The organism is Pseudomonas tehranensis (assembly GCF_014268615.1).
GTDB classification, from domain to species: domain Bacteria; phylum Pseudomonadota; class Gammaproteobacteria; order Pseudomonadales; family Pseudomonadaceae; genus Aquipseudomonas; species Aquipseudomonas tehranensis.
The window spans coordinates 1-9,953 of the sequence record NZ_JABWQV010000185.1 but is presented as its reverse complement, the minus strand read 5'-3'; the positions used below and the strand labels follow the sequence as shown (position 1 = coordinate 9,953).

At 60.0% G+C, this 9,953-nt stretch carries 4 protein-coding genes; 3 read left to right on the top strand and 1 reads right to left on the bottom strand.

Features of this window, described 5'->3' with window-relative positions; all coding sequences use genetic code 11:
- Window positions 1-39 precede the first annotated feature (39 nt).
- A complete protein-coding gene (locus tag HU811_RS20575) occupies window positions 40-2,511 on the bottom strand; it encodes a TonB-dependent siderophore receptor (RefSeq protein ID WP_186657806.1) in 2,472 nt (823 codons plus the stop codon).
- 469 nt (window positions 2,512-2,980) lie between these two features.
- Between HU811_RS20575 and HU811_RS20570 the strand changes: the two genes are divergently transcribed.
- The 3 genes from HU811_RS20570 to HU811_RS20560 all read left to right on the top strand — a co-directional run bounded on the left by HU811_RS20570 (window position 2,981) and on the right by HU811_RS20560 (window position 9,875).
- The gene (locus HU811_RS20570; RefSeq protein WP_186657804.1) at window positions 2,981-4,630 is read left to right on the top strand and encodes a cyclic peptide export ABC transporter; all 1,650 of its coding nucleotides are present in this window, start codon (window positions 2,981-2,983) and stop codon (window positions 4,628-4,630) included.
- A gap of 103 nt (window positions 4,631-4,733) precedes the next feature.
- Window positions 4,734-7,184: a TonB-dependent siderophore receptor gene (locus HU811_RS20565; protein ID WP_186657802.1), complete on the top strand. Its 2,451-nt coding sequence runs from the start codon at window positions 4,734-4,736 to the stop codon at window positions 7,182-7,184.
- A gap of 237 nt (window positions 7,185-7,421) precedes the next feature.
- Complete coding sequence (locus tag HU811_RS20560) at window positions 7,422-9,875, top strand: TonB-dependent siderophore receptor (protein WP_186657800.1); 2,454 nt, start codon at window positions 7,422-7,424, stop codon at window positions 9,873-9,875.
- Window positions 9,876-9,953 lie beyond the last annotated feature (78 nt).

Sequence of the window (9,953 nt, the reverse complement as noted above, 5' to 3'; positions counted from 1 at the left end):
GACCCGCTCAAGGCGGGTCGTTTTTTGTTTGCGTGCCAATCAGAACTGCGGGGTGTACTTCACGCTGAACATCAGATTGCGCGGGTCACCGAAGTTGTTGTTGCCATCGAGCTGGTTATAGGCGGGCGTTATGTACGTCTTGTCGAACAGGTTATTGGCGTTGACCGCCAAAGCAATTTCCGGCGTCAGCTGGTAGCCGATGCGGGCATTCCACACGGTGTAACCCGGTACGTTGGTCTTTTCTTGGTAAACCAGTGTGTGGCTTTGGGTGGTGAAGCCCAGGCCGGTGCTAACGCGGCTCCAGTCGCCGGTCAACTGGTAGTTGCCCCACACGCGCAGCATGTGTTTCGGTGTCCAGCTACTGTAGACAACACCTTCATTTTTCGGGTCCTCCAGGTACTTGGTGGTGTTGTAGGTGTAGCCCGCGAACAGCTGCAGGTTGTCCACCACTTCACCACTGATTTCGGCATCGATACCCTGACTACGCACTTTCCCCGAGGCTACCGAGCAATACCCGCCCTCACATACCATCCCTGCGGCGGTGTCTTCGATGGCGCGGTTCTCGTGGTCGTAACGGAAGATAGCCAGGGAGGTATTGACCCGACCGTCCATCAGCTCGCCCTTGAGGCCGACTTCGTAGTTGGTGCCGACGATGGGCTTGAGCACCGAACCGCTGGCATCGACCTCGGTCTGAGGCTGGAACACATCGGTGTAGCTGGCATATACCGCCCACTCACGGCTCAGGTCATAGATGATACCGCCGTAGGGCGTGACCACCCCGGTTTCAGTTGCGGTGCTTGCCGTGTATGGGGTAACACCGGCTGAGTCTTCGGTTTTCGCCTTGTAGTTGGAGTCATACCAACTGACCCGGGAACCCAGCACCAGCGTCAGATCATCGATCGGCTTGACGCGCCAGGTACCGTACACACCCTTCTGGCGGATATCGTATTTGCTGAGGGTGCCCCGCCCGCCCGCCGCGATCAGACTCTCGTAGCTGATGTCCGGTCGGTCATTGTTCAGGTCGAAGATGGAGTCACTGGTGCTGTTGAAGGTACGGGCGAATTTATCATCCGTCTCCAACTGCGAGAAGTTGCCGCCCAGCATGACTTCCTGCTCCATCGACAAGGCTTCGAATTTGCCGTTCAGGCTCATGTCTAGACCGGACTTCGTGGACTGGAAATCGGTCACAAAGTCGGCATATTGCACGCCACTGCCATCGGGGTTGAGGCCGCCAAGCCTTTGCACTCGCTGATTTTTCGCCTGGTTGTCTTCGGTCATGTACACGGCACCCACCTTGAACGCCCAGTCCTCGTTGAAGCGATGCTCCAGATCGGTGTAGTAGGTGGTGACATCGATTTCGGAACGGTTCCAGCGCGCCCCCGTGTAGGTCGAACGCGACACGTCCGGCATCGAACCGTCGGCGTAGCGTGGCAAGCCGCGAATGTTGCCCCGCGATTCGCCGTTGGATTGGCTGACCGCGAAACCCAGGGTGGTGTCTTCGCTCAGGTCGACGTCCAGCGCGCCGTACAGCGAGTGGGTCTTGCTCCACGCATGGTCGACGAATGAATTGCTCTGGTCTTCATCGACGACGATGCGACCGCGAATGTTGCCGGCCTGGTTCAGCGGGCCGCCAGCGTCCAGTTGCAGACCGTAGTGATCCCACGAGCCGGCCTTGCCGGTCAGGGTCACGGTCGGTGCGCTCTGGCCACGCTTGCGCACCAGGTTGACGGCACCGCCGGGGCTGCCGGTGCCTTGCAGCAGACCGGCGGCGCCGCGCATGATTTCCAGGCGGTCGAAGAAGATCAGGTCCTGGGTCGCCCAGTTACCCAGCGAATAGTTGTTCCGCAGGATCGGCACACCATCGTATTGCCAATCGTCGATCTGGAAACCGCGTGACGACAGGATCATGCCTTGGCCGACGCCCTGCAGGCCGACGATGCCGGTGGTCTGGTTGACGGCGTCCTTGAGGTTGACCAGGTTCTGGTCATCCATCTGCTTACGCGTCATCACGGTGATCGACTGAGGAATTTCCTTGAGGCTGTGGGTGCCCTTGCCGATGGTCACGGCGTTGCTGGTGTATGACTTGCTGCCTTCGGTCGTCGCCACCAGCTCCTGTGCTTTGACGGTGGTCGCGCCCAGCTCAAGGGCTTGGGCGGAACCGCGCACCAGCATCAGGGTATTGCCCTCAATGCTGTAGCGCACGTCAGTGCCCTTGAGCAATTCGGCGATGGCCGCCTGTGGGCTCATCCTGCCGCTGACGCGGTTGCTTTGCAGCCCGGCCATATCGCCGGCGTTGTAGATCACTTGCTGGTTGGTCTGCTGACCGAACGCTTGCAGTGCCTGGGGCAGCGATTGCGCAGGGATGTCGATGCTGACGTCTTCTGCCATCACCTGAGCGCTAAGTGGCACCAGGCAGACCAGCCCCAGACCGGTCAACACCCGACGCGAACGCAGGCCGCGGGACATGACGAGTGCCTTGAACAGAGGTTTGAACTCATGAATGGATGACATCGTGCTCACTATTTATTGGTAGAGGTAACAATCCGTGGGGCCGAAGGGCCCGCCGCTCGCCAGCACGAGAGAACCCGCACGATCGATTGCCAAGGGGCGAGGTGCCAGTACATGGTCGAGGCTGGACCCTTAAGGGCAAATCCGGTGTCCGGGTTGTCCTGCCCTATTTGCCCGCATACCTAAGTAAGACGCAGCACTTGCGAAAACCGGAATGAGTTCACTTATCATTTTCACGAAACATAAAAAGGCCGACGTTGATAGGCCACGGCCTGCCTGAACACCGCCAGTGGCCTCGTCACAAATGCCCTCTGACTAGGTGGATGCTCCTGAACCGCTCCCTCGCTAAATCCCCTTTCCCTCCGCTCGTTCTACAGGTGGACACGACATAACCGGCGTGCCTCCGTCCTCCAGCCCTTGCGGTGAATGCCCGCAGGGGCCTTCGCCCTTTCCATCAAGCAGGGAAACCTCCATGAGCCAACCAACACGCGGGGTGATTCACGAATTGTTCGCCCTGCTCAAACCTTTCCGGCTGATTGTCATCGGCGCCATCGCCCTGGGCATGGTCGGCGGTCTCAGCGTCACGGTGCTGCTGGCAACGATCAATAACGTGTTACACACCGACAGCGGCCTGAGCGCCACGGTGGTGGGCGTGTTCGCCGGGTTGTGCCTGCTGGCGCTGGCCAGTTCGATTTTCTCCGACATCGGCACCAACTACGTCGGCCAGAAGATCATCGCCAAGCTGCGCAAGGAGTTGGGGGAAAAAGTCCTGTCGGCGCCCATCGAGCAGATCGAACGCTACCGCAGCCATCGCTTGATTCCGGTGCTGACCCACGACGTCGACACCATCAGCGATTTCGCCTTCGCCTTCGCCCCCCTGGCGATTTCCCTGACCGTCACTCTCGGCTGCATGGGTTACCTGGCGATGCTGTCGTGGCCGATGTTTCTGGTGACAGTGTTGGCGATCCTCATCGGCACCGTCATTCAGTACATCGCCCGTGGTCGCGGCATGGCCGGGTTCATGAGCGCCAGGGACCACGAGGACGAACTGCAAAAGCACTACAACGCCATCGCCGAGGGTGCCAAGGAACTGCGTATACACCGCCCCCGTCGACAGCGCATGTTTGTCTCGGGCATCGAGCGCACCGCTGACAAGATCTGCGACACGCAGATTCGCTCGGTGAACATTTTCGTAGTCGCCAAGACTCTCGGCTCAATGCTGTTCTTCGTGGTGATCGGCCTGGCGTTGGCCCTGCAATCGCTGTGGCCGAGCGCCGACAAAGCGGTGATGAGCGGTTTCGTGCTGGTGCTGCTGTACATGAAAGGCCCGCTGGAACACCTGATCGGCACGTTGCCGATCGTCAGCCGCGCGCAGATCGCGTTCCGCCGCATCGCCGAGCTGTCAGAGCAGTTCTCCTCGCCTGAACCGCACCTGCTGCTCAATGACCAGGGCCAGCCGAAAACACCGGTGCAGACGCTGGAACTGATCGACGTTTCGTACAGTTTCCCGGCTGTCGAAGGCGCCACGCCGTTCCGCCTGGGGCCAGTGAACCTGAAGATCGACCAGGGCGATATCGTATTCATCGTCGGTGAAAACGGTTGCGGCAAAACGACGTTGATCAAATTGCTGCTGGGCCTGTACGCGCCGCAACAAGGTGAAATCCACCTCAACGATCAGGTCGTCACCGCCCTGACCCGCGACGACTATCGCCAGCTGTTCACCACCATTTTTGCCGACTACTACCTGTTCGACGACATCGTGCAAGGCGACACCCATATCCCGGATGACGCCAACAAATACCTGCAACGCCTGGAAATCGCCCACAAGGTCAGCGTGCGCGACGGCACCTTCACCACCACGGATCTGTCCACCGGCCAGCGCAAGCGCCTGGCCCTGGTCAATGCCTGGCTGGAGGAACGCCCGGTGCTGGTGTTCGACGAATGGGCCGCCGACCAGGACCCGACCTTCCGGCGGATTTTCTACACGGAGTTGCTGCCGGACCTCAAGCGCCTAGGCAAGACCATCATCGTGATTTCCCACGACGACCGTTACTTCGACGTGGCCGATCAATTGGTGCGCATGGAGGCCGGCCGTGTGATCACCGAACTGCAATCTGCGTAAACAATCTCGATTCCCATTCTGGTTTTTCTGGGTCGTGCGTCCTGATTAAGAATTGATGACAACTACCCCCCTATTAAAACTAAAACCTGCAAGAGTGAAACACATGCCAGCAACGCCGGGGATTCCACGTTTTACCAAGGCACTGATCATGCACCGCCTGCTCCAACCAGACTTTAGCGCCACCGCGTTCACCCTGGCACTGGCCATGCCGTTCAGCGCACAGGTCCAGGCACAGGAAGTCGACCTCAACATTGCGGCGCAGTCGCTGTCGAGTGCCCTGCAGGCGTTGAGCAATCAATCGAACATGCAAGTGCTCTACAGCGCCGATGATGTCCAGAGGCTGCGCAGCCAGCCGGTCAGCGGCCGATTGTCACCGGCGCAAGCACTGTCGCAGATGCTGGTGGGGACCGACGTCATGTTCACCCTCCAAGGCAACACGGTCAGTGTGCGCGCCAGGACGGCAGGGGATTCGCTGGAACTGGGCGCCACGACCATCACCGGTAAATCTGCGGAATCGGCCTACGGCCCGGTGGACGGCTACGTCGCCACCCGCAGCGCCACCGGCACCAAGACCGACACGCCGATCCTGGAGATCCCGCAGACCATCAACGTGGTCACTGCCGAGCAGGTCGCCACCCAGGGCGCACGCAACTTGACCCAGGCCTTGCGTTACACACCGGGTCTGGATACCGGAGGCTTCACCGACCGCAACGCCATCGCCGACGAAATCACCAGCCGGGGTTTCTCGCCCACGCCGCTGTACCTCGACGGTGCCTACCTGCCCTATGCCGGCAGCCTCGGCGGCGCGCCGCAAATCGACCCGTACACCCTGGAGCGCATCGAAGTGCTCAAGGGCCCGTCGTCGGTACTGTACGGGCAGAACCAGCCCGGCGGCCTGATCAACATGGTCTCCAAGCGCCCGACCACTGAACAGCGCAGCCAAATCAAACTGGGCGCGGGCAGCTACAACCGGGTCAACGGCGCGTTCGACACCAGCGGCCCGATCGACGACCAAAAGGAATTCAGCTACCGCGTCATCGGCGTGGCGAAAAAAGGCAACCAACAGGTCGATCACACCCACAGTGAACGCATGCTGCTGGCACCGAGCCTGACCTGGGCGCCCAACGAAGACACCTCGCTGACCGTGCTTGCGCAGATCCAGCGCGACGATGGCCTGGAGGACTATCAGGCGCTGCCGAGGATCGGTTCCCTGGAGCGCGGCCCCAACGGCCAGCGGATCGACCGGGACTTCTTTTCCGGCGACACGCGGTGGAACGACTACAAGCGTGATCAGTTCATCCTGGGCTACGACTTCAGCCACAACATCACTGATGACCTGAAAGTCCGCTCCACTGCGCGTTACACCGATGTGCGTGACCAATACCGGGGCTTCTATCTACGTAGCTTCGTCACCACCGGTGGCGTGACCGACCAGACCCAGGCCAACCGCGTAAAACTTGACTGGCAGCAGCACAACACCGCCTACACCATCGATAACAACGTGGAATACAAGTTCAACACCGGCGCCCTGGAACACACTACCCTGGCGGGCGTGGACTATCGTCATTTCAACCGCAAGTACGATGGCTACAACGCCTATAACGTCGTGCCGATCAACCTGTACGGCAGCAATAACAACTACGACACCGGCAGCGTGATCCCGACGCTGGACACCCAGTGGGACAACACCGTTCGCCAGACCGGCGTCTACTTGCAGGACCAGATCAAGCTGGACAAGTGGATCCTGACCATGGGTGGCCGCCAGGACTGGGCCGAGGTGGACAACAAGGACCTGCTGGCGGGAACCGTCTCCTCACTGCGTGACAACAAGTTCACCGGTCGGATTGGCCTGACCTATGTCACCGATTTCGGTCTGGCGCCCTATATCAGCTACTCCGAGTCCTTCCTGCCAACCGTGGGCACAGACGTCTCTGGCGAGTCGTTCAAGCCGACCGAAGGCGAGCAATACGAAGTGGGTGTGAAGTACCAACCGTTCGACAACACGATGATTACCGCCTCGGTGTTCCAGATCAAACAGAAGAACCTGGTCACCGCCGACCCCGCTGATCCGCAGAACTCGATCCAGTCGGGCCAGGTGCGTTCACGCGGCGTTGAACTGGAAGTCAAATCCACCCTCGACAACATCGACGTCATGGCCGCCGCCACCTACCTCGACTCGTTCTACACCAAGGACAACTACGGCAACGAGGACAACCGCAGCGAGCAACAGGCGCCGTTCTCCGCCACGCTGTGGGTCGACTACCACTTCACCCAGGCCACCCTCAACGGCTTGACCTTCGGCGCAGGCGCCCGCCACACCGGCCGCAAGCCGGGCGACGCGGCCAACTCGTTCGACGTACCGGCCTTCACCGTGTTCGACACCACCATCAGCTATGACATGGGCAAGGCCACCTCGAGCCTGCGTGGCGTCACCACCAGCCTGAACGTGCAAAACGTCTTCGACCGCGAGTACGTGTCCCACTGCAACTACTCGTTCGGCTGCTACTACGGCCAGGAACGCGTGGCCTCGCTGGACGTGACCTACGACTTCTAAGCGTCACCCCACAAAAAAACCGGGCCCGGCCCGGTTTTTTTGTGCCTGCCAATAAAGTACAGGGACTCGATTGGTGCGCATGGAGCCCGGACACGTCATCACGGAGCTTCAACCTGCCTGACTGTGAAAATTTCGTAAAAAAAAGCGTGAAGGCTTTCCGGTTTGCCCAAGGCCCAACGTCTTAATAGCAGCTAATAGAAATAGTTCTCAGTCAACACTTTGAAGAGTAAAAAAATAATGCCCGCACCGCACGGACTGAACGCACTCACCAAGGCTCTGCTGATTCGTCAATCGTTTCGACCGAGCCTCCCGGCCCTCTGCGCAATGGCCCTGGGCTTGCCGTTGATGGCCCAGGCCCAGAGCCTGCCGATCAATATCCAGGCCCAGCCCCTGGGCAGCGCGTTGCAGGAATTCGGTCGCCAGACCAACCTGCAAGTGCTCTACAGCCCGGCCGAAGTCAGCGGTCTGCGCAGCACGGCGGTGAGCGGTGACCTGGAACCGGCGGCGGCCATGGCCCGGTTGCTTCAAGGCACCAACATTACCTACAGCGTCCAGGGCAATAGCATGACCCTGAACAGCCGGGGCAACGGGGCTGGCCTGGATCTGGCACCGATCAACATTTCAGGCACCCAGGAATCGGCATGGGGGCCGGTCGATGGGATCGTCGCGAAAAAAACCGGCACGGGCACCAAGACCGATACGCCACTCAATGAAGTGCCGCAAACCGTCAACGTGATCACCCAGGACGAGGTCAAGCTGCGCGGCGCACAAAGCGTGACCGAAGCCCTGCGCTATACCGCCGGCATGACCGGGGGTGGTTTCTCCGACCGGGTGACGATCTTCGACGAGCCGACCTCTCGCGGCTTTATCCCCACACCGTTGTACCTCGACGGCCTGCACCTGCCCTATGGCGGCGGCAGTACCGGCGGCGCCCTGCAAATCGACCCGTACACCCTGGAGCGCATCGAAGTGCTCAAAGGGCCGGCTTCGGTGCTCTACGGCCAGAACCAGCCGGGCGGTATCGTCAACATGGTCAGCAAGCGCCCCACTGTCACGCCGCTACATGAAGTGACCCTGGGCGCCGGCGATAACGATCGCAAGAAGCTGGGCTTCGACCTGGGTGGTCCGCTGGATGATCAAGGCGAGTTTCTCTACCGTCTGACCGGCGTGGTGGAGGACTCCGGTTCGGAAATCGACTACGTCGAAAACAACCGCATGCTCCTGGCCCCCAGCCTGACCTGGAACCCGAGCGATGCGACCAGCATCACCCTCTTCGCCCAGTATCAGAAAGACCGCGATACCCCTTCGGCCCAGGGCCTGCCGGCCTCCGGCACCGTACTGCCGAACCCGAACGGCAAGTACAGCCGCTCGACCTTCTTCGGCGAGCCGGGCCTGAACAAGTACAACCGTGAGCAGTTTGTCGTCGGCTATGAAGCCTCCCACGAACTCAATGACGTCTGGACCCTCAAGCAGACGGCGCGTTACGCCCAGGTCGATGACCAGTATGTGGATCCGCTGCACGGTTATGGTTTCATCGCCAACCCCGTCACCGGTGCCAATGACCAGCGTTACATGCGTCGCTACGGCGTGGATTGGTCGCAGACCAACAAGGTCTACAACATCGACACCACCGCCCAGGCCAAATTCCGGACCGGCGAACTGGACCACACCCTGCTGCTGGGTGTGGATCACTACCATTTCGAATCGAAGTTCCTCGGGTTGTACGACCGTAGTGCCGCGGCCATCGATATGTACAACCCGGTGTATGGCGGCCAGATCAACTTCACCTCGCCCCATCGCTGGGATAACACCATCCGTCAGACCGGCCTCTATGTTCAGGACCAACTCAAGTGGGACAAATGGTTCTTTACCGTCGGCGGTCGCTACGACTTCGCCGACACCGACAACAAACAGCCCCTGGCGGGCACCGGCAGCAAATCTCGAGATGAGAAATTCAGTGGTCGGGCCGGTTTCGGTTACCTGTTCGACAACGGGCTCACACCTTATGTGAGCTACTCCGAATCCTTCATGCCGGTCAGCAACACAAATATTACCGGGCCCGCGTTTGAACCGACCACCGGCAAGCAATACGAAGCGGGTATCAAGTACGAACCCAAAGGCATCGACGGTTTTATCCAGCTGTCGGTCTATGACATCGTGCAGGAAAACGTCGTCACCAGCGTTCTGGGAGCCGAATACGGGGTCAGCGAGCAGTCCGGTGAAATGCGCTCCCAAGGCATCGAGCTGGAAGGCAAGGTCAACCTCAACGAAAACATACGGATGATCGGTTCGGTGTCGCGTAATGACATCGAGTACACCAAGGACAATGATGGTCGCGAAGGTCGTCACCCGGCCAGCGCGCCGCCGCTGACCGCCTCGGCCTGGATCGACTACACCTTCACCGGCGCCAGCCCCCTGGCCGGTTTTGGCGCGGGCATTGGCGCGCGGTATGTGCGCCAGAGCTATGGCACCGATTATGAAGGCGCGTTCCAGATCCCGTCCTACACGGTGTACGACGCAATGATGTCCTACGACTTCGAAAAATCCCCATTGCACATCAAGGGCGTGAGCGTGCGAATGAACATGGAAAACCTCGAAGACAAGAAGTACGTCGCCAGCTGCCGCAGCGACTGGGACTGCTACTACGGCCAGGGCCGCACCCTGACCACGGATCTGACTTATAACTGGTAAAACCCCTCTCCCCACATGGGTCATGCTGCTCACATAAGAAAAATGATGGCCCTGTGGCGAGGGAGCTTGCTCCCGCTC

What these genes read in the sequence shown, in the direction of transcription:
- HU811_RS20575 (WP_186657806.1), bottom strand. Translation starts at nt 2,511, where the DNA reads ATGTCATCCATTCATGAGTTCAAACCTCTGTTCAAGGCACTCGTCATG.
- HU811_RS20570 (WP_186657804.1), top strand. Translation starts at nt 2,981, where the DNA reads ATGAGCCAACCAACACGCGGGGTGATTCACGAATTGTTCGCCCTGCTC.
- HU811_RS20565 (WP_186657802.1), top strand. Translation starts at nt 4,734, where the DNA reads ATGCCAGCAACGCCGGGGATTCCACGTTTTACCAAGGCACTGATCATG.
- HU811_RS20560 (WP_186657800.1), top strand. Translation starts at nt 7,422, where the DNA reads ATGCCCGCACCGCACGGACTGAACGCACTCACCAAGGCTCTGCTGATT.